20 protein-coding genes are annotated in these 18981 nt (G+C 34.1%); 11 read left to right on the top strand and 9 right to left on the bottom strand.

The genetic code is table 11. The annotated features are described in order from the left end of the window. The first annotated feature begins 166 nt into the window (after positions 1-166). The 3 genes from PQ963_10075 to PQ963_10065 are packed head-to-tail and all read left to right on the top strand — an operon-like array spanning position 167 to position 2671. Positions 167-1084, top strand: coding sequence for a zinc ABC transporter substrate-binding protein (locus PQ963_10075; GenBank protein MEN4030005.1), 918 nt, complete (start codon positions 167-169; stop codon positions 1082-1084). A 21-nt stretch (positions 1085-1105) separates the two neighbouring features. Beyond that, positions 1106-1852: an ABC transporter ATP-binding protein gene (locus PQ963_10070; GenBank protein ID MEN4030004.1), complete on the top strand. Its 747-nt coding sequence runs from the start codon at positions 1106-1108 to the stop codon at positions 1850-1852. Between the two features lie 18 nt (positions 1853-1870). Continuing rightward, on the top strand, positions 1871-2671 hold the full coding sequence (locus PQ963_10065) for an iron chelate uptake ABC transporter family permease subunit (protein MEN4030003.1): 801 nt from the start codon (positions 1871-1873) through the stop codon (positions 2669-2671). Positions 2672-2827: 156 nt separating this feature from the next. Here the strand turns inward: PQ963_10065 and PQ963_10060 are convergent, their stop codons facing one another. The 3 genes from PQ963_10060 to PQ963_10050 are packed head-to-tail and all read right to left on the bottom strand — an operon-like array spanning position 2828 to position 4769. Next, positions 2828-3880 (bottom strand): response regulator, encoded by a 1053-nt coding sequence (locus PQ963_10060; GenBank protein MEN4030002.1) that lies wholly within the window; start codon positions 3878-3880, stop codon positions 2828-2830. 53 nt (positions 3881-3933) lie between these two features. Next, on the bottom strand, positions 3934-4359 hold the full coding sequence (locus PQ963_10055; protein MEN4030001.1) for a response regulator: 426 nt from the start codon (positions 4357-4359) through the stop codon (positions 3934-3936). 53 nt (positions 4360-4412) lie between these two features. Further along, positions 4413-4769, bottom strand: a complete 357-nt coding sequence (locus PQ963_10050; GenBank protein ID MEN4030000.1) for a hypothetical protein — start codon at positions 4767-4769, stop codon at positions 4413-4415. Between the two features lie 194 nt (positions 4770-4963). Between PQ963_10050 and PQ963_10045 the strand changes: the two genes are divergently transcribed. The 6 genes from PQ963_10045 to PQ963_10020 all read left to right on the top strand — a co-directional run bounded on the left by PQ963_10045 (position 4964) and on the right by PQ963_10020 (position 12617). After that, positions 4964-7618: a valine--tRNA ligase gene (locus PQ963_10045; GenBank protein MEN4029999.1), complete on the top strand. Its 2655-nt coding sequence runs from the start codon at positions 4964-4966 to the stop codon at positions 7616-7618. 72 nt (positions 7619-7690) lie between these two features. Further along, the gene (gene aroA, locus PQ963_10040) at positions 7691-8968 is read left to right on the top strand and encodes a 3-phosphoshikimate 1-carboxyvinyltransferase (protein ID MEN4029998.1); all 1278 of its coding nucleotides are present in this window, start codon (positions 7691-7693) and stop codon (positions 8966-8968) included. A 23-nt stretch (positions 8969-8991) separates the two neighbouring features. Continuing rightward, entirely contained in the window at positions 8992-9474 is a 483-nt protein-coding gene (locus tag PQ963_10035) for a GTP-binding protein (GenBank protein ID MEN4029997.1), read from the top strand. Between the two features lie 18 nt (positions 9475-9492). Further along, the gene (locus PQ963_10030) at positions 9493-10431 is read left to right on the top strand and encodes a hypothetical protein (protein MEN4029996.1); all 939 of its coding nucleotides are present in this window, start codon (positions 9493-9495) and stop codon (positions 10429-10431) included. Then, on the top strand, positions 10424-11026 hold the full coding sequence (nth, locus tag PQ963_10025; protein ID MEN4029995.1) for an endonuclease III: 603 nt from the start codon (positions 10424-10426) through the stop codon (positions 11024-11026). Before PQ963_10030 ends, nth begins: the two co-directional genes overlap by 8 nt. 280 nt (positions 11027-11306) lie before the next feature. Then, complete coding sequence (locus PQ963_10020; GenBank protein MEN4029994.1) at positions 11307-12617, top strand: hemolysin family protein; 1311 nt, start codon at positions 11307-11309, stop codon at positions 12615-12617. Positions 12618-12619: 2 nt separating this feature from the next. Here the strand turns inward: PQ963_10020 and PQ963_10015 are convergent, their stop codons facing one another. Together PQ963_10015 and PQ963_10010 are read right to left on the bottom strand one after the other, a co-directional pair. Then, on the bottom strand, positions 12620-13072 hold the full coding sequence (locus PQ963_10015; GenBank protein ID MEN4029993.1) for a hypothetical protein: 453 nt from the start codon (positions 13070-13072) through the stop codon (positions 12620-12622). A 179-nt stretch (positions 13073-13251) separates the two neighbouring features. After that, the gene (locus PQ963_10010) at positions 13252-13689 is read right to left on the bottom strand and encodes a hypothetical protein (protein ID MEN4029992.1); all 438 of its coding nucleotides are present in this window, start codon (positions 13687-13689) and stop codon (positions 13252-13254) included. A gap of 280 nt (positions 13690-13969) precedes the next feature. Here PQ963_10010 and PQ963_10005 point away from each other — a divergent pair, with 280 nt between their 5' ends. Continuing rightward, on the top strand, positions 13970-14353 hold the full coding sequence (locus tag PQ963_10005; protein MEN4029991.1) for an FxLYD domain-containing protein: 384 nt from the start codon (positions 13970-13972) through the stop codon (positions 14351-14353). A gap of 48 nt (positions 14354-14401) precedes the next feature. Here PQ963_10005 and PQ963_10000 read toward each other — a convergent pair whose 3' ends face one another. From PQ963_10000 to PQ963_09985, 4 genes are all read right to left on the bottom strand, one after another. Beyond that, positions 14402-16585 (bottom strand): DHH family phosphoesterase, encoded by a 2184-nt coding sequence (locus PQ963_10000; protein MEN4029990.1) that lies wholly within the window; start codon positions 16583-16585, stop codon positions 14402-14404. 114 nt (positions 16586-16699) lie between these two features. Next, positions 16700-17197: a hypothetical protein gene (locus tag PQ963_09995; GenBank protein ID MEN4029989.1), complete on the bottom strand. Its 498-nt coding sequence runs from the start codon at positions 17195-17197 to the stop codon at positions 16700-16702. A 166-nt stretch (positions 17198-17363) separates the two neighbouring features. Next, positions 17364-17747 (bottom strand): desulfoferrodoxin, encoded by a 384-nt coding sequence (locus PQ963_09990; protein ID MEN4029988.1) that lies wholly within the window; start codon positions 17745-17747, stop codon positions 17364-17366. 5 nt (positions 17748-17752) lie between these two features. Beyond that, positions 17753-18331, bottom strand: a complete 579-nt coding sequence (locus PQ963_09985) for a rubrerythrin family protein (GenBank protein ID MEN4029987.1) — start codon at positions 18329-18331, stop codon at positions 17753-17755. A gap of 215 nt (positions 18332-18546) precedes the next feature. On the opposite strand from PQ963_09985, the gene PQ963_09980 reads away from it, so the two are divergent. Then, complete coding sequence (locus PQ963_09980; GenBank protein MEN4029986.1) at positions 18547-18693, top strand: hypothetical protein; 147 nt, start codon at positions 18547-18549, stop codon at positions 18691-18693. Positions 18694-18981: the final 288 nt, after the last annotated feature.

Genomic DNA, 18981 nt, shown 5'->3' with positions numbered 1-18981 from the left:
CCTCCAGCCATAACAAGTCTAATCAGATTATGATAACATATAATATTAATATACTATTTAATAACTTTATTTAAATACTATGCTAAACTTTATTAACATAATATTTAAATATTAATAATAACTTATAGTAGGTTATACAAGATCTTTCATTCATTCAGGTGATTATGTGAAAAAGGGAAGGATAATAATCATATCAGTGCTTATTATTTGCTTTGCAGCAGCAGTAATATTAATCTACCCATCATCCCAAACTCAGGCGAACATAAAGAATCCGGATAAAATAAGTGTTGTGGTTAGTATACCTCCTGAAGCAGAATTTGTGGAAAAGGTTGGAGGAGATAAGGTAAAAGTTACTACAATGGTTCCAGCAGGAGCCAATCCTCATACCTACGAACCCCTCCCAGAACAGCTTAAAGAAATAAGCAGCGCAAAAATGTATGCACAGGTTGGTTCAGGACTGGAATTTGAAACAGTCTGGATGGATAAGCTAACTGAAATTAACAAAAACATGCTGGTTGTAAACTGTTCTAAAGGAATTAGTTTTATACCTAATGAGGACATAGGAGAGCACGACCATCAGCATGGGGAAGAAAGTCGATATGATACACATGTCTGGGTTTCACCTCGAAATGCAAAGATAATGGTTGAAAACATTTATCAGGGACTTATACAGGTAGATCCTGCTAATAGAGATTACTATAAATCAAATAAGGATAAATATCTCCAGGAACTGGATAATGCAGATAAAAATATTACTGCAACATTAGCCAGAGCAAAAGATAAAAAAATTCTGGTTTATCATCCTGCATGGGGCTATTTCTGCAGGGATTACGGCCTTACTCAAATAGCAATTGAAAAAGATGGTAAAGAACCAACCCCACAGGGTATGGTAAGCCTGATTGACCAGGCAAGAAGAGAAAATATTAAAGTAGTTTTCATTTCCCCCCAGTTCAGCAGAAAAAGTGCTGAAAGTGTAGCATCTGAAATTGGGGGGCAGGTGGTGATGATAGATGATCTTGATAAAAACTACATTGAAAACTTAAATAAAGTGACCGAAGCATTTAAAAGCTCGCTTCAAAATTAATCAGTTTTAAAGGAGTCTGTCATGACTGATAAAGCACTGGAAATTAATAATTTGAGCGTAAATTTCAACGGCATTACTATTTTAGAAGATATTAATCTTGAGGCCTGTAAAAACGATTTCATGGCAATTATAGGTCCTAATGGGGGCGGCAAAAGTACGCTTTTAAAAGCTATTTTAGGCCTGGTTAAGCCACTTAAGGGAAGCATTAAAATATTTGGCAAAAATCAAAAAGATGCACTGAAGTTAACAGGATACTTACCACAAAAAACTTATTTTGATATTTCTTTTCCCATCAACGTTTTTGAAGTGGTGCTGATGGGCAGATACAACGGATTATTTAAAAATTACAAAGATGAAGATAGAAAAGCAGTTATCAATGCTTTAAATTCTGTTGAAATGCTTGAATTTAAAGATAGACAGATAAATGAACTTTCTGGAGGGGAGATGCAGAGAGTGTTTATTGCAAGAGCCCTTGTAAGAGAACCACTGCTGCTTTTACTTGATGAACCAACAGCAAGTGTTGATCCTGAAATGCAGAAATCCTTTTATGAACTTCTATCATCCCTTAAACTTAAAATGGCCATAATTCTTGTAACTCACGATGTAGGAGTAGCTTCTTCCTATGTAGATAATATTGCCTGCCTTAACCGGAAATTATATTATCATGGAACTCCAGAAGGCTCAGCTGCAGGTATTGAAGCTGCCTATAGCTGTCCAATAGAAATAATTGGGCATGGAATCCCACATAGAGTATTTAAAGAGCATTGATATCTGGCGGGTTTGATTGTGCTGGAGTTTCTCCAATATGGATTTATACAGAATGCATTGATAGCAGCCGTCTTAGTTAGTGTTGCCTGCGGTATTGTAGGATCATACGTTGTGGTAAAAAAAATAGTATCCATAAGCGGTGCAATCTCCCATGCTGCATTTGGAGGCATTGGTTTAGGTTTTTTTATAGGTATTAACCCAATTGTTGCAGCAATTCCATTCAGCGTCCTTTCAGCAGTGGGAATCGGGCTAATTAACGAAAAAGTAAAAATAAGTGAAGATACAGCTATCGGTATTTTATGGAGCGTTGGAATGGCTATAGGAGTAATATTTATTAACTTAACTCCAGGATATGCTCCAGACCTTTTCAGTTACTTATTTGGTAACATATTAACTGTTCCCTCTTCAGATCTTGTTTTAATGCTTATTTTAGACTTTATAATCATTTTCACTGTGCTTTTATTCTACAGGGAATTTCTTGCTGTTTCATTTGACCAGGAATTTTCAAGAGTGGTAGGAGTACCTGTAGAATTTGTTTATATCCTTCTTTTATGTATTGTAGCCCTCAGTGTGGTTGTATTAATCAAAGTTGTGGGAGTTATACTTGTAATTGCACTTTTAAGCATTCCCGCAGCAGTAAGTAAACAGATCACATCTAAAATGGAAAATATCATGATTCTTTCAGTAATTTTAGGCGTCATTCTTACTACTTCAGGTCTCTGGCTTTCTTACATCTTTAACCTTGCTTCAGGAGCAACTATAGTGCTGGTTTTAGGATCAGCTTTCTTTATTTCTACCTTTTTAAAAAATACTACTTAAAAAATTTCTCAAGCTGTGAAATGGTTCACATTTAGATGGCTAAAATTTTATCTGTATGTGAAACTCATGTTAAGATAGGACTTAAAAGTCTCAGGTGAAGGTATGTTTAATATCTTTTTTAATTTTTCTTACTTTCACCTCCTTTATGCCTTCAATTTATAGCTTTACCTGATTTAAAATTATATTAACTTCACTTTCATCTTCAGCCAGATCTATTGAACCATTGAACTGTCTAAGTAATGCTTCAATTAACTGTAAATGTGATTTATCCTCATTATCATTAATTTTCTCTTTACAGGCACCATGATAACTTATTTTTAACTTTATATTTCCATTATAAGACTTCAAGCTTATGTAAATAACACATTCTTCAAACTGATCCTTTAATTTATCTGATAAAAGCTCATTTAAAATGATTCCTAATGGTATTGCCGTGTTTATGTCAATTAATGCTCCTTTCATGTCTAAATATGCCTTAAATTGATTTTCAGGGAGTCCATAAATGTCAAATAAATATTTCAAAAGATCATCTGTATATCTGTAAAAATTAACCAGTGCAAAATCTTCAGATTCATCTAAAATTTCATTAAGTTTCATTATTGCATTTACTCGGGTCTGACTTTTAATGTTCAGCTCATTTAAGTCTTCATCACTGGAAATTGAAGGAGTCATGCCCATAATGCCGGTGATAATCTGTAAAGTGAACTGTATTCGCCTGTATATTTCCTCAATTAATATTTCCTTTTCTTTTACCTCCTCTTGAAGACAGATATTGGCTTCTTCCAGTTCTTCAGTTCTTTTCTCAACAAGCTCATTTAAATAGTAACGGTGTCGTATCAGTTCATCTTCTATTGATTTACGTTCAATGGCATATGATATTGACCTTGAAAGCAGGGGGCTGTTAACCTGACCTTTAACCAGATAGTCCTGTGCACCTTCCCTGACAGCCATTACCGCAGTTTCTTCATCATCAAATCCGCTTAATATTACTACAGGTATCTCAGGCGCCTGTTCATAGATGCTTAAAAAAGTATTTAACCCAGTACTATCTGGAAGACTTAAATCAAGGAGCAGTATATCAAAAACATAGTTTAAAAGATCTTTTAATCCATTTTCAAGCCTATCAGCACTGGTTAGTTCAAATGAAGGATTATTAACCTCACCCAACATCTCTTTTATTAACCTTAAATCCTGAGGGTTGTCTTCAATTATTAAAACCTTTATCAGCTTATCTTCTCTAATTTAACCAACTCCTAATCAGATTATGGTAGTTTAACAATTTTAAGCCAGAAATCTTCAATTGCTGTTATAACATTCAAAAGCTCATTAAAATCAACTGGTTTAGTTATGTAACAATTTGCATAATTTCTGTAAGTTCTGATTAAATCCTCTTCAGCACATGATGTGGTTAAAATTATGACCGGAATGCTTTTTAAACCTTCATCACTCTTAACTTCCTTTAAAACTTCACGACCATCCTTACGGGGTAAATTAAGATCCAGTAAAATAATATCAGGCTTAGGGACATTGGAATAACTATTTTTTTTATTTAAAAAATCCATGGCTTCTATGCCATCTTTTACTATATGTATTTTGTTTTCTACATTAGTATCTTTGAAAACTTCCCCTATTAATCGTGCATCAGCAGAATTATCTTCTACTAACAAAATATTCACTGCATTATCCATAATTATGCCTCCAGAGAGTTTTTAACAGTTTTTAAATAAAGTTCATGATATTACTATGGTGTAAATATCAGTATAAAAAATATTGATTCTAAGGTGAAATGCAGTGCTCTGTGCTGTAAATGGGTCATTTTAAGCCCTGCAAGCTGGTGATAAATATCCACTACCATGTGGATTAAAGCAGCAAGTACACCAATTTCAATGTTTAAAAACACTATGGAAAGGATGATGAAATGAAATATTGCTTCCAGGGCTTCATGGACTATCCAGACCTTTATATTAGATGCCAATGTTCTTTTAATTATTCCTGCAAGTATTATGTAAAAATCTGCAAGAATGCTCCACATTATTTTGCTGTGGACTTCATCACTTACTGCAAGAACTATAGCTATATAAAACCATAAAAGTTCCATGATAATATCACCGTTTTTAAGGAAATAATCAACCTATGTTTTTATATATTTTTATCAAAATACTATTGTTGTAAATATAAATTACGGTTTTAAATGTAAATTATGAATTTTCTAAACTTATACTTCAAATTAACTTAACTAATATTAATTACTAATCTTTACTGTTTTAAATTTATATATAAAGGAGAAAATAGATGACCAAGATCAATATTTCAAAGGACTATGATCATAAAAGAGAAACATACTGGCAAAATAAATGGCAAAAAGAGGATATTTACAGGTTTACAGGTGATGGAACAGGACCAGATTATATAATTGATACACCACCACCATACCCTACTGGTGCTACTCACATGGGACACGTTCTTAACTGGACCTATATTGACATAATTGCAAGGTTTAAAAGAATGAATGGCTTTAACGTACTTTTTCCTCAAGGCTGGGACTGCCACGGACTTCCAACTGAAGTTAAAGTTGAAGAAATACATGGGATCAAAAAAGGTGATGTTTCCCGTGAAGAATTCAGGCAAATGTGCATTGATTTAACAGCTAAAAACATCAAGCAGATGAAAACACAGATGATTTCACTGGGTTTTTCCCAGGACTGGTCCAGAGAATTTGTAACCATGACCCCTGAATACATGAGAAAAACCCAGCTCTCATTTTTGAAAATGTATGATAAAGGACTTATCTATAGAGGTATTCACCCTGTAAACTGGTGTCCACGGTGTGAAACCGCAATAGCCTTTGCAGAAGTAGAATATCATGAAAATGAAACTTATCTGAACTTTTTAGAATTTCCAGTTGAAGAAAGAGAAGAAGGCCTTATGATAGCAACAACAAGACCCGAACTCCTATCAGCTTGTGTAGCTGTCGTTGTACATCCTGAAGACGAAAGATATAAAAAACTTGCAGGTAAACGCGTTGAAATACCGCTTTTTGGACGTAATGTAGAAATAATAACCGATGAAGAAGTTGATCCTGAATTTGGTACAGGTGCTGTTATGATCTGTACTTTTGGTGATAAAACAGATGTATTATGGGTAAATAAGTATAACCTTGATATAGTGGAAGCCTTAGATGAAAAAGGTATAATGAAAGATGTTTCATGTAAATATGCTGGCATGAACATTAAAGAATGTAAGGAAAAAATCGTTGAAGATCTCCAAAGTGAAGGATACCTTAAAAAACAGGAAAAAATAGAGCAGAATGTGGGATTATGCTGGAGATGTAAAACTCCAGTAGAAATACTGGTCAAAAATCAATGGTTTGTAGATGTTAAAAGCATGTTATATGGTGTAAAAGAAGCTACAGACGAGATGAAATGGATTCCTGAGCATATGAAAACAAGGCTCCTGAACTGGACCGGTGCAATGGAGTGGGACTGGTGTATATCCCGTCAAAGGATTTTTGCAACCCCTGTCCCAGTATGGTACTGCAGTGAGTGTGGAAAAGTGCATATAGCAACAGAGGATATCTTACCTGTTGATCCAACCAAGGAAAGGTCAGAAGGAAGGTGTGAATGTGGTAACGGGGATTTTACTGGAGAAACTGATGTTCTGGACACGTGGATGGACAGTTCAATAAGCCCTCTTTCTATTGCTGACTGGCCAGATGAAAGTTTTAAAGATTACTACCCTGCATCCTTAAGGCCGCAGGGACACGACATTATAAGGACATGGGCATTTTACACAATTTTAAGATGTAAAGCATTGACTAATGAGAGGCCTTTTGATGAAATTGTGGTTAATGGAATGGTATTTGGCGAAGACGGCCATAAGATGAGTAAATCAAGGGGGAATGTTATCTCCACTGAAGCAGTTTTAGGAGATTATGGTGCAGATGCGCTTAGGCTCTGGGCTGCAAACAGTGTTCCTGGTTCTGATGTTCCCTTTGCATGGAAAGACGTTAAATATGGCTATAAATTCATCAGGAAATTCTGGAACGCATTTAGATTCATCAATATGCATATAGAAGGCTTCAAGGCAAGTATGAGCAGCGAAGAAATATGTGAAAACCTTAATCCTATGGATAAATGGATTTTATCAAAATTAAACAGGATTGTAGCTGATGTAACTGAATCAATAGATTCATACAACTTTGCAAATGCTGTGGGCAAAATACATGCCTTTGTATGGCATGATTTCTGTGATGAGTACATAGAAGCTGTTAAATACAGGCTTTATGGAGATGAGCTTAAAAAATCAAAAGAAGCAGTACAGTACACTCTCCAAACAGTTATATCAACATCTCTCAAGCTTTTAGCTCCCTTAACTCCTCATTTTGTAGATGAAATCTATCAATATATGGGAGAAATAAGTATCCATAAAACTTCATGGCCTAAATTCAAAGCTGAACTTGTTGATGAAGCATCAGAAGAGATTGGTAAAATAGGAGTAGAGTTAATAGGAGAAATAAGAAGGTTTAAATCATCGAATAAAATGCCTTTAAATGCTCAAATAAAAACGTTGAATATTTATACAAATGAGGAGATAGCTAAGAAAATAGAAAATTTAATCAACGATATTAAGGGAACCATGAGAATAGATAACATAGAATTAATGTTTGGAAAACCAGATATCAAAGAAAAAGTAACAGAAATCATCCCTCAAATGGCAAAAATAGGGCCTGAATTTAAAGGAGACGTTCCCAAAATTTTAAAATACCTCCAATTGGAGGATATGGATAAAGCAGCGGCTTTACTTGGTGAAGAAGGGGAAATAATCATTGAAGGTAGCAGAATAACTCCTGAACATGTAGAGGTTAAAAAAGAAGCTGTGAGCAAAACTGGTGAAAAAGTAGAAGTGATACACACTGCCAGTGACACCATACTTGAAATAATTGTTTAAGTGATCAATTGCATAAGAGTTTTGATCAACCTTTTTTAAAAGGTTGCTTGAAATAATCATTTAAGTGATTCAATGGAACTGACAATCCAAAAAACCGACGCTATAGAAGGAGTAATTAAAGCACCCCCTTCTAAAAGCTACACCCACCGGGCTATTATCATTTCATCGCTTGGAGATGGAGAATCCCTGCTAAAAGACCCTCTTTTTTCTGAAGATACATTAGCTTCCTTAAACGCATGTGAAGCATTAGGTGCAGAAATAAAACAGGAAAAAGAATCATGCATTGTTCAGGGCACTGGAGGAAAGTTGAAAACACCAGAAGATGTTCTGGACCTTAAAAATTCAGGCACAACCCTCAGAATAATGACTTCAGTAGCCTCCCTTGCACCTGGTTACACTGTTTTAACTGGAGATAGTTCTTTAAGGACAAGGCCTATGCAGGATTTACTTGACGCACTTCATGGTCTTTCTGTCACTGTTTTTTCAACAAGGAATAATGGTAAAGCACCAATATGCATTAAAGGCGGGTTTAAAGGAGGGAAAACTGATATAAAGGGTGATGTTAGTTCCCAGTTCATTTCTTCACTTCTTATAGCTTCTCCATATGCAGAAAATCCCGTTGACATTAATATTAAGGGAAATTTCATCTCAAAACCATATGTGGACATGACAACAGACGTTATGGAAAAATTCAGGGTTAATGTTGATTACGACAAAAAGAACAATTCTTTCCATGTGGAAAATCAAAGCTACAAAGGAAGGGATTATACCATTGAAGGTGATTTTTCATCTGCTTCTTACATAATAGGGGCTGCGGCAGCTCTTGAAGGTGAAGTTCTGGTTAAAAACGTTTTTAAAGACTCAAAACAGGGAGATAAACAGATTCTTGATATTGTTAAGGAAATGGGTGCAGAGGTTAAGTTTAAAAAAGATGAAGTTGCAATACATGGACATGGAGAACTTCAAGGTATCGACGTAAGCCTTGAAAATGCACCAGACCTTCTGCCAACTGTATCTGCTCTTGGAGCAATTTCAGAAGGTGAAACAAGGATTACAAATGTGGAACATGCAAGGTTTAAAGAAACTGATAGAATTCATACCTGTGCAGTTGAACTATCCAAACTTGGAGTTTCCTTAAAAGAAGAACATGACGGCCTTATAATTAAGGGTGGGGCTAAAGGAGGGGTTGTAAAATCACACGGGGACCATCGCCTGGTGATGGCACTTTCACTTGTAGGTTTGAAGGTTGGCGGCGTTAAGATAGAAAATGCGTCAGTCTACAACGTGTCTTTCCCTGATTTCCCTGATGCTATGAAAAAACTGGGATGTAAAATAGAAGTACATAAATAAAGTTAAAACCAGGAAGTGATGAAATGATGCGAAAAAATGAAGTAAAAATTGTAATCTTAGGATCAGCAGATTCTGGAAAAACAACAACAATTGAAAACCTCCTTCAGAGAAAAAATGAAAGGGTAACAAAGGTTGAGCATAACGGTACAACTGTTGCACTTGATTATGGAAATACAGTAATTGACGGTGAGAGAATACATATATTCGCCACCCCTGGACATGAAAGATTCAGATTCATGCGTGAAATATTATCAAATGGTTTAGATGGCGCTATCGTTGTAATTGATAGCTCAGTTGGAGTTACAGCTACAGATGCAGATATATTAGATAAATTAAATAGCAGCAGCATTCCCTATGTGATTTTTGCAAATAAACAGGATATTTCTCCAGGTATTCCTGAATCTGAACACATTAAAAGCAGTACAAAGCTTATTCCCACAGTGGCTTTAAGCGGTGAAGGAATACATGATGGACTGGAAGAACTTCTAAAAATCATGAAAAATTAATTTTAAAACTAATAAAAAATGTATCCCATTGTTTTAGGATCATCAACAATTGCCAGCCAATTCTGGTGTGAAATGGCTGTGGATTTAAGACGTAAATACGGTGAAGTTTCCACACCAGAAAAAGAAATGGGTAGCGAAATACATAAAGACCGTTTTTTGGAAGTTCTTGATGAAATAGTTGTTGAAATTAAAACGCCGGGAGATAAACTGCATTCTAATTTACATAACATCCTTGTAGGTCTGGAACTATTTGAAAAGGAAGGGTTAACCCGTGAGCTTCCTATTTTATCCAGATTCAACGCTGTATTTTTAAGGGGGATAGTTGATGAAATTAAAAAAATTGAAGAAACAGAAATTCATGGAGATAAACAAACCAAAGTCAATAAGACACAGGTAGTTGAAATAAAAACCAGAAAAAGCTTGAATCCTCCATCATCACAGCAGATACTCAGGGACAGGATGCAGGCAATGATCTACTGGTACGGGCTAAATTCAATGATAAACAGGGAAATTGAAATGGGCGACTTCTGGACAGCTTATGGTGTTGATTTAATAGAAAATGATTTTAATGAATTGATTTTAAGCGAAGAATACATGAAAAGCCTAAACATTACTGAAGAACATGGGACTCTTCTTTCAATTGGAAATTTGATCAAAAAAGTGCTTAAAAAAGCTGCCAAACTCCCTGATTTATCTAAAACCATTGAAATAGTATACATAAATCAAAAAAGCCTTAATGAAGTCTGTCATGAAACTTTTAAATTTGATGAGAGATTTTTCAAAAGAGGAATGAAATGGGCACTGGAATACTGGTCTGGAAAAAGAGAACCAGCATCTGTTGGAGATTCAAACAGATGGAAATGTGATTTTTGTGAGTTTTACACTCTTTGCCCGGCTATTTGCAAAAGATGGAAAGGTGACTCCAATTCAAAAGAAAATCAAATTGATAATGGATAGGCTTGCTAAATACGCCGCAGATCCTCCAAAAAATCAGGACCCATTCAGGGTGCTTATCACAACTATTCTCTCACACCGTACTCGTGATGAAAACACTGATCAGGCTGCTGCTGCTCTTTTTAACGCATATAAAACTCCTGAAGAAATTGCAAATGCACCAGATGAAAAAATCGAGAAATTAATTAAAAAAGCGGGTTTTTACAGGGTAAAAGCAAAGAGAATCAAGGAAGTTTCCCGGATTATTCACAGAGATTACAGGGACATAGTTCCAGATGACATTGAAGAGCTTCTGGGACTTCCAGGCGTTGGAAGGAAAACTGCTAACTGTGTTATAGTTTATGGATTTGGAAAAAATGCCATTCCAGTGGATGTGCATGTTCATAGAATTTCTAACCGTTTAGGTCTTGTTCATACCAGAAATCCTGATGAAACAGAATCTGAACTTGCAAAAATTGTTCCTGAGGAGTACTGGATAGATTTAAATTTGAAATTTGTGCGGTTTGGACAGGATATCTGCAGGCCTATTGGGCCAAGACATGAAGAATGTCCTCTAAATGATCTCTGTGATTTTTACAGGGAAATTAAAGAAAATTGAAATTTAAAAAAATGTGAACTTTATTATGAAAATTAAATCTAAAAACTGCTATATTTTCAACAAATCTTTTTTTATAAATTTATATATTAGATATATAATAATAAAAAATCAGCTAATATTCATGATTGTATTGACCTAACAGGATTTTAATTAAAAAAACTACACACCAAGAATTTAAATGAATAATATAATTGAAATTTAATATTATGGACATATTCACATATAAGCATAAAAAGAAATTATAAATTAAATTACAGCTAAAAGACTGAGGAAATTAAAAATGCAGAACATATATTTGGAACTTTTGGTTATTTTAATTCTTGTTGTTTTAAACGGTATTCTGGCAATGTCTGAAATTGCAGTTGTCTCTTCCAGAAAGATGAAGCTTCAAAAAATGCGTAAAGAAGGGATTAAAGGTGCAGATATTGTACTTGAACTTATTGATTCTCCCAATCAGTTTTTATCAACAATACAAATTGGAATAACGCTCATTGGAATAGTTGCTGGTGCGTTTGGTGGAGCAACCATTGCGCTAAGTTTAGAAAATTACATAGACCAGTTTGAACTTTTAAGGCCTTACAGTGATTTTATAAGCGTTTTCACTGTGGTGTTATTTATTACTTACCTGTCTTTGATTATTGGAGAGCTGGTTCCTAAAAGGATTGCTATTGATAATCCTGAAAGGGTTGCGGTTAAAATAGCAAAACCAATGAAAATATTATCTAACATCACAAAACCTGTTGTTTATTTTCTAAGCGAATCACTGGAAATAGTACTTAAAATTTTAGGTATCAAAAAACCGAAAGAAGAAGTAGTTGCTGAAGATGAGATCAGGATGCTTATTGAAGAAGGTAGAAGAACAGGAGAATTTGAAAAAACCGAAGAAGACATTATTAAACGGGTATTTGACCTTGATAACCGTAAAATAAATAGCCTAATGACTCCTAAAACAGAAATCACCTGGCTTGACATCAACAGCTCCGAAGAGGAACTTTTAAATCTGATATTTGAAACCAGAAAGTCTGTCTTTCCAGTAAGTGATGGGTATCTGGATAATTTCATGGGAGTGGTTAAGGCTAAGGATCTTTTTAAAGCAAAAAGTGAAGAAAAGGAATTTAACATTAAAAAACATCTTAAAGAACCTTTAATAGTACCTGAAAGTTCATATGCCCTCAATGTTTTGAAGTTATTTAAAGAATCTGCAGAAAATGTGCATATGGCACTTGTAGTTGACGAATATGGTGATGTAGAAGGTTTAGTCACTTTATATGATATCTTAGAAGCCATAGTTGGAGATTTACCTCCAGAAGAACTGGAAGAAAAGAAGATATTTAAACGTGCGGATGGAAGCTACCTTATAGATGGTTCAATTAATATTGAAGAATTTAAATCAATTTTTAAAATTAAAGAATTACCAGATGAAGATACAAGCAACTATCAAACTTTAGCCGGGTTTATAATGACATATCTTGGTGAAATACCGGAAACTGCATATAAATTCAAATGGAATGATCTGCAATTTGAAATTATGGATCTGGATGGCTTCCATATTGATAAAGTGATGGTATATCAGTTAGCAACAAAAAAATGAATTCATTTAAAATCACAGGAAATATCTTTAATTTTCTTTTGATATTTAGCTGGAAAATAAATAACCGGCTGTTTGACAGATGCAGCCTTATCCCTTAAGCCTTTATCTGAAGTTAAAAGTATAGAATTGGTTATTACTGCAATTTCTAAAATTAAATCATCTTCACGAGCTATAAGTTCTTTTCTACTTTTTATCTCAGGCATTTCATAACTGCAGTAGAGGATATCTATTTTTCTCTCTTCTTCTAATTTTTTTAATTTATCTAATTCATTATAAAATCCGGCCTGTAAACGTTCTTCGCATAAAATCTGAACTATATATTCGATTGAGTCTGGAATTATTATCTCAAATCCTTCTAAAATCTCTAAATCTATTAATCTTGATAGGGTGTGAGATATTAAAATGCAAATATCTGGTAAAATTCGAACATTTGGATCATAATTTTCAAATTCCATTTTAAATCATCTTGAACTTATTTTAACCTGTTAAAGTCATACGATATGTGTGAACAACCTTTTTTGCGATGGAATCAAATCTGATTTAGCAAAAATTAGGGGATATTTTGTTAGAATGCTAAAATCCAAAACATAAGTTTACTTATATACAAAATGAAGCATATAGAATAAATAGTTTATCAGCACATTATTTTAAATGTCCATTTTGTGTTGTTATTTTCTTTATCATATTCTACTTTTTGAAATGATGCTTTGTGGTTCTCTATATCATTAATCAAGTAAACATAGACAATACATGGAGCAACAGTAATGGGTATATTTTCTTTATTTAATGCCACGATACTTTCACGTAGTACTGGATTTTTTACCTCTAAAACTGCCAGCCCATCATTTTTAGAATAAATTAAATCGTCGCAAAGCCCTAAATCTTCAATGAACACTCTTTTTACCGATTTTTCGGTTAAATTATTTTTATCAACCATATTTTGAGAATGAAGATAATCCACAATATATTTAGCCGACAATCTGGAAAGTGTCCGTGAATTTCTTCCAATTACTTGAAATACAGCCTTATTTACTAAATATGTCATTATATTCAATAATTTACTTGATTTCATTACATAACCTCCTGCAGATAACTTTTTTACATGACTCTTTTTTTTATTTTTTTTGCCAGGTTAAATAGTTTTTTGACGCATTCACCAGACGATACTTTTAGACTTTGAACGCTTATTTCTGGTCAGGTTTTAAGTTGCAAGAGAACTCCAAGTTTCCATTCCTTACCTTTGTAATACAGATTAAATAACAAAGTATTAATATAATTATTGATATAATATTATTACTTATTTAGAAGGACGTGTTAATCTGAATAGTGTAACGCTTCTTTGTTCTCTCGGATTGAGTTTAATTGTAGCACTTGGAATTTTAGGATTAATTAATGTAAACGATAACTTCAGCGTAGCTAATGATCAAAAAAATGTTCGTACAATACTTCAAGATGCAAATCCATCAAATGAAAGTCTTAAAATACTAAACCATCAAATGACAAAGCCGGTGCTTGGTAACTGGAGGGTCGAAGGACAGGTTAAAAACCATGGACCTCTGGAAATCAGATATTTTTTAATAAACATAGATTTTTTTGATGAAAAGGGAATTAATTTAAATTCAAGCTCTATTAAACTGTATAACATTCAACCAGGAGAAGTTAAGGATTTTGAAATTGAATACAGTGGAAATAAAGAGCCAAAATCATATAAACTGGAATTAAGCACCCACATGTAGAGAAATTAGCTATTAAAAACTCTGTTTAGAAATTAAAATTAGGTTTAATTATTTTCCAAGAGCTGCAATTTCACCAGCAAATGCTCCAAGCACCCTTTTTGATAATCCCTCAACAAATTTGAGTGATCCAGCACACTCATGGCCACCGCCGTCAATTCCAGCCTCAGGAATTTCACCAACCAATTTTGTTATAATGGTGTTTAAATTAAACCCAAACATTTCGTTAACAGCATCTGTAGCTCTTATAACTCCAAAATCAGGCCCGTATGCAAGAGTAACAATAGGAATTTCTTCTCCATACTTTTTAACCATGGTATCATGAACATAGCCGGTAGTTTTACCTGGTGCAGGATATGTAAACTTATGTGCGTATTTTTCAACATCTAAAACACTGAATATAACCCCATTAGGAAGTTTTTGAGTCTTCAGGTTTGGAAGTGCAGCCCTAAGCTGGTTTTTAACTCTCTTTTCTGATTCATTATAAAGAGCTTCAACCAGTTTTGAATGCTTATCCAGGTTTCCAAGGCCCAGTATGGTATCTATTATACCTCTACCATTCATAAATCTCAGGTAAAATGCTTCAAAGTCAATTACTGTTGCAATTTTTTCAAGATCTTCACGTGAATAGCCCTTTGAATCAGCGATTTCTATATATTTTTGAGCTTCATCTGAACTTGCATGGTCTCCTACAGCTGCAATTCCGGGTAAATGCATTAAATGCTCTTTAACTTCAGGGTTTATCATCTTAGCAACTTCAAATGAAAGTGCACCTGCTGTGATCTCCGAGTTTCCACCTACAAGGTAAGGATTTACATGCACATCCACATAATCGTCTACAGCTACCCTTTCCTCTTCCACTTCCCCGGGGTAGTGGTGATCTATAACCACAATTTCAATATCATAAATTTTAGCCTTTATAAGTGCCAGTATGTCTTCTTCAGTTGAGCCATTGTCTAAAAGAACTATTAGAGGCAATTTTTGACCGTGACGTTCCATATCTTCAAGTGCAAAAGAAAGATCTTTTACAACATCTTCTATTTCATAAAATGGAGCTTTACTTGGAGCTCTCTTAAAGAAATGCCATTCAGCATCGCTTCCAGGATTTATATCTCGTATAAGAGGGATAACAGCTTTCTCCATTGCAACTCCGGCGCATATACCATCTGCATCTGCATGGTGTCTTACAAGAATTGACCTGCCGTCAAAAATTGCCCTTTTAATGGCTTTTGCTGCAAGACGCATCCTCTCCCTTAATTTATTAAGAGTTTCACTTTCAACCATCAGTTCTGTAGTTTCAGGCTCTGCTTTTTTATCGATCGCCTCATCAATCAACCTTCTTGCTTCAATAGCCTCTTTACCATGGAGTTTTTCAATGGATTCAGACTCAATTTGAATTTTACCGCTGTGAATATTAACTTCACCAAGCACTTCCACAATGTCCCCTATGTTGATATGAGGATAAACTCTTATTCCAGGTTCATCAAATGCCGCAGCCCATGTGGTTGAAGTTTCATCTGAAATAGTGAATATTGTAGGGCCTGAGGTCTGCTGGATCTGGATTATCTCCCCCACAACTCTAACAGATTTTTTAACGTAATCAGTGGTTATATCTCCAATTAAAGTTCTTGCAATGCTTTTCCTGAGCTTAACCAGCTCATATTTATCTTTAATACTGGACTTTGCAAGGTCAACTTCGTCTTTACCGCCTTTACCCTTTTTTATGTCAATTACTTTTACAATTAAATCATCGCCAGCGTTGAACCCAAGATTCCGTCCTCTAAGCAGTCCAAAAACTTTTTTTGAAAGGCTTATGAATATTCCCCAGTTTTCAGTCCTTGTGACTTTTCCTTTATAATCTGAACCAATTTCCAGATCATCTATATCACAGGAAGGGTGCAGTATATAGACCTTATTTTTAACTTCACAGTCTTTGCAGTAATCTCCAGATTCGATTTCCTTACCGCATTTTCTGCACTGGTTAATTTCGCCTTTACCCGCACATACTTTGCACTTTTCAGTTACCTCTACCTCTCCCTTACCCTTACATACCCCACAGGGCACGTCCTGCTCTTCTTCAAGGTCAAATCTCTCCATCGCACCCTTTGAAATTCCTTTCACATGTTTTTTTACGTCAAGTTGACTTTTAAAGCCGCTTCCATGACAGCTCTCGCAGATCCTGTAGCTTATGACCTTATAACCTTTACCTTTACATTCTAAACAAATTTTATTCATAGATATACCTCAAAATAAGAACTGATAATAACCTTCTTACAGTGTATGATTAATTAAACTTCTGATTTTAAAAATCCATTAAATGCGTTAAATCCAGTTTTTAGAGTTTTGTACTTAACTCTGTTTAAATTTAGAAGGATTTTGGTTCACCAGATTATCTTTCTTAGTTTTATATTCCTTTGAAACATCCATATAGGTGTTGGCCTGAATAACATGAGGATTACCGTTAATATTATCCTTATTTTGAAGATAATTGATGGCCTGTTGAAGTTCTAATGTTGCATTGATCCTTGCATCAATTTCTGAAACAGTAAGTTGCATATATTCTATTAAAACACTGTCTTTAGAGTTTTGAGCATAGTTTAAGCCCTGTACTGCATAAATTTTGGCTGAATTGAACTCAGATAACGCACTATTGCAGTTACTGGCTGTACCATTAAAAGAATATTTATTTAAATCAGATGCTGCTTTATTAAAATAATTATCTCCATTTTTCAGATGATTGTTTATTGCAGGTGAAAGCTCATTTATTCTGTTTGCATCTGACTGAATACAGCCAGAAAGAGCCACAACAAGCATAAGTACAATTAAAGGGATAATTTTATTTTTCATATTTTTCACTTTTACCTGGTTAAATTAGATATAACTTTGTTACTTAAAAATTTTTACGAAAACTTAAAAAATGAAAAATAAGGAGAAAATTGAATTTAAACCATGAATTTCAAAAATCTAAAAATTTAAAAATAAATTAAAAGCAACACTTTTAAAATTAAAAGGTTTAAGATATCCATAAGCTGTGAACACTGCAGTATTCTCTGGCGTTTACTTCTTTTAGATCTTTTATATCTATTTTGAATTCTGCTTCAGGTTTATCGCCTGGTTTAAGTACTTTTCTATAAATCTGGTCTTCAGTAGCTACTTCTATCCATTCAATACAGTGATTTTCTTCCATGGGGTGGGGGAATATACCTATTTTTACTTTTATTCCGTTTTCAATTTCTTCTATTACTGGAACATGTTTTTCAGTGCCTGTACCTTCTCTTTTTTCTTCAAGTAACTGCATTTCATTATTGCAGCACACTAATTTCCCCACACCAGGGTGCAGAATTTCAATTATGTTTCCACAGATATTACACCTGTAAACATGTCTATCTTCGGTCATGAGACTCAGTACCTCTCACACCTAATTTCAAAGTATTCATATGAATGATCGCATGATGGACATTTTTCTGGAGGTTCAGTTCCATAAAAAATATGTCCGCATTTTCTGCAGCTCCATTCAACGTCTTCATCTTTTTTCCATAAAGTACCGGCTTCTATCTGTTCTAATATTTTGGTGTATCTATCTTCGTGGTGGACTTCTGCGTGTGCTATCGCCCTTAATCTGTCAGCAATATCAATTAAACCTTCTTCTTCTGCCAAGTCAGCAAATCCCGGATACATCTCTGTATTTTCATAATGTTCTCCGGCAATAGCTGCTTTAATGTTTTCTACAGTTGTTCCATAGACTACTGGTGCTGCTGCATCTACCATAATTTCATCAATTGCCTGGCCAGCTTTTAACTCGTTGATCATTTTCATTAGCCATTTAGCATGTTCTCGTTCATTATCTGCAGTAATCAGAAAAATGTCTGATAGCTGCATATATCCTTCCTTTTTAGCTACTTTAGAGTACAATGTGTACCTGTTTCTTGCCTGACTTTCGCCAATAAATGCCTTTGCCAAATTTTCCATGGTTTTTTTCATAACTACCACCATGTTTTATTTATGTTCCAGCTTAATAAATTTTTATCGGTGCATAAATGATTTTTTAAAGCTGTTGATAAAACATTTAATTTAAATATCAATTATTCTAATATGTTCAAAAAGCAGTTATATAAGTTTTAAATAAAAATGATAAATATTGAAAATTCTTATTAAAATAAAAATATAAGCTTAAAGACCTGATTTGAGGAAATAAAATGGTTTTAGGAACTGATATGATTAATCTATTAAGTGGAAAGGATTCTCTTATTCTTTTCTATGGGTTATATCTTATGGCTGTAATACATCTGATAAGGAAATACCGTACATTTGATGTTTATCTAATTTCTGAAAGAGTACTATGACTTATTTTAAGTCATTAGATGAATTTTCAGATTAATACTTAAATCAAAGGGTTAAATGCTGTGAAAACATAATTATAATAAATAATGAAACCAGAATTAGATAAAAACGATGAAAACTGTGACCAAATCCTATAAATATAGAATATATCCGAATAAAGAGCAACAGAATATATTAGAATTTAACATGGGCAGCGCACGCTTTGTATTCAACCATATCAAAGTCATGTATGAACTATACAGAAAACAGGCCATAGAATATGGTTTAAAACCAGTATATGCAAACAGAAA

This window comes from Methanobacterium sp., from assembly GCA_039666455.1.
Taxonomy (GTDB): domain Archaea; phylum Methanobacteriota; class Methanobacteria; order Methanobacteriales; family Methanobacteriaceae; genus Methanobacterium_D.
Note: the sequence above shows the minus strand (reverse complement) of the source record. Positions and strands in the feature narration are given on the sequence as shown.

What these genes read in the sequence shown, in the direction of transcription:
- PQ963_10070 (MEN4030004.1), top strand. Translation starts at nt 1,106, where the DNA reads ATGACTGATAAAGCACTGGAAATTAATAATTTGAGCGTAAATTTCAAC.
- PQ963_10055 (MEN4030001.1), bottom strand. Translation starts at nt 4,359, where the DNA reads ATGGATAATGCAGTGAATATTTTGTTAGTAGAAGATAATTCTGCTGAT.
- PQ963_10050 (MEN4030000.1), bottom strand. Translation starts at nt 4,769, where the DNA reads ATGGAACTTTTATGGTTTTATATAGCTATAGTTCTTGCAGTAAGTGAT.
- PQ963_10045 (MEN4029999.1), top strand. Translation starts at nt 4,964, where the DNA reads ATGACCAAGATCAATATTTCAAAGGACTATGATCATAAAAGAGAAACA.
- aroA (MEN4029998.1), top strand. Translation starts at nt 7,691, where the DNA reads ATGGAACTGACAATCCAAAAAACCGACGCTATAGAAGGAGTAATTAAA.
- PQ963_10035 (MEN4029997.1), top strand. Translation starts at nt 8,992, where the DNA reads ATGATGCGAAAAAATGAAGTAAAAATTGTAATCTTAGGATCAGCAGAT.
- PQ963_10030 (MEN4029996.1), top strand. Translation starts at nt 9,493, where the DNA reads ATGTATCCCATTGTTTTAGGATCATCAACAATTGCCAGCCAATTCTGG.
- nth (MEN4029995.1), top strand. Translation starts at nt 10,424, where the DNA reads ATGGATAGGCTTGCTAAATACGCCGCAGATCCTCCAAAAAATCAGGAC.
- PQ963_10020 (MEN4029994.1), top strand. Translation starts at nt 11,307, where the DNA reads ATGCAGAACATATATTTGGAACTTTTGGTTATTTTAATTCTTGTTGTT.
- PQ963_10015 (MEN4029993.1), bottom strand. Translation starts at nt 13,072, where the DNA reads ATGGAATTTGAAAATTATGATCCAAATGTTCGAATTTTACCAGATATT.
- PQ963_10010 (MEN4029992.1), bottom strand. Translation starts at nt 13,689, where the DNA reads ATGAAATCAAGTAAATTATTGAATATAATGACATATTTAGTAAATAAG.
- PQ963_10000 (MEN4029990.1), bottom strand. Translation starts at nt 16,585, where the DNA reads ATGAATAAAATTTGTTTAGAATGTAAAGGTAAAGGTTATAAGGTCATA.
- PQ963_09995 (MEN4029989.1), bottom strand. Translation starts at nt 17,197, where the DNA reads ATGAAAAATAAAATTATCCCTTTAATTGTACTTATGCTTGTTGTGGCT.
- PQ963_09990 (MEN4029988.1), bottom strand. Translation starts at nt 17,747, where the DNA reads ATGACCGAAGATAGACATGTTTACAGGTGTAATATCTGTGGAAACATA.
- PQ963_09985 (MEN4029987.1), bottom strand. Translation starts at nt 18,331, where the DNA reads ATGAAAAAAACCATGGAAAATTTGGCAAAGGCATTTATTGGCGAAAGT.
- PQ963_09980 (MEN4029986.1), top strand. Translation starts at nt 18,547, where the DNA reads ATGGTTTTAGGAACTGATATGATTAATCTATTAAGTGGAAAGGATTCT.